Below are 1,107 nucleotides of genomic sequence, written 5' to 3'. Positions count from 1 at the left end.
CAGTCGCTGCCGCCCGCCACGGCGCGCACGCCGGCCGCGCCCACGTCCACCGCCGTGCCCACCACGGTGGCGCCGACCTTCACCGTGGTCGCCACCACCGTCACCGCGGCATCGCCCACGGCCACCACGGCGCAGCCGCTGCACAGCACTGCCATCGCCGCGAGCGCGGCACCCAGAAAAGATCGCATGGAAACCACCCAAAAAGGCCAGGGGATCGAAGGCGGAAATTGTCGCTGCCCGCTCCGCGAAGCGGCCCCTTCTTTACCGGCCCGTGTCGGCCCGGCGCAACGCCCGTCCGGCTCAGACGGGCAGGAAGAGCGCCGGGTCCACCATCGTGCGGTTGAGCATCACGCCCCAGTGCAGGTGGGGCCCGGTCACGCGGCCGGTGGCGCCCACCGCGCCCAGGCGGTCGCCGGTCTGCAACTGGTCGCCCACCTTGGCATCGATGGCGCTCAGGTGGGCATAGACGGTGAGCAGCCCGCCGCCATGGTCCAGCCACACGGTGCCGCCGCTGAAGAAATATTCGCCGGTGTCGATCACCCGGCCCGGCAGCGGCGCGACGATGGCCGTGCCCTTGGCTGCGGCGATGTCCATGCCGCTGTGCGGATTGCGCGATTGCCCGTTGAACACCCGCCGCAGCCCGAACGAGCTGGACCGGGGACCCGGCACCGGGACGTGCATGCGCAGGTCGGCCGGCTTGGGCAGCGGTGTGGAAAACGCCGCCGTCACCTGCCGCTGGTGTTCGCGCTCGCGCTCGAAGCGGGCGTTGTCCTCGGCGGAGAGGTCCACGGTGCGCGGCGCGACGCTCAGGCGCTGCTCGCGGTACTTCTTGGGCGCGATGGTGTAGGGCACATTGCGCGCTGCATCGCCCTCGGTGGCCGAACCCCGCACCACGATCCCGGCGGCGCCCGCCTGGGCCGCCAGCGGAATGCCGACGATGGCCGTCCACTCGATCGCATCGCCCAGCACAAGCACCGGCACGTCGCCCGCGCCTTCGTCCACGTGCGCCACCGGCCGCGTGGCCGCCGGCCCCAGCGACAGGCGCGCCACGCCGCCGGGGCACTTGCGATGCACGGGGGCCAGACGGACGGGGGAGGGGCGCTGGCG

General features: G+C 73.1%; 1 protein-coding gene and 1 pseudogene. Both read right to left on the bottom strand.

From position 1 onward, the window contains the following. Positions 1 to 188: hypothetical protein (locus AC27KI_RS25495; RefSeq protein ID WP_272564016.1), on the bottom strand; the 188-nt coding region annotated here is incomplete at its 3' end. 112 nt (positions 189 to 300) lie between these two features. Next, positions 301 to 1,107: pseudogene (locus AC27KI_RS25490) on the bottom strand (peptidoglycan DD-metalloendopeptidase family protein); the annotation flags it as partial.

The organism is Acidovorax sp. KPB24-03 (genome assembly GCF_057546605.1).
The sequence above is the reverse complement of the archived record's forward strand: the minus strand, read 5'-3'. Positions and strand labels throughout refer to the sequence as shown.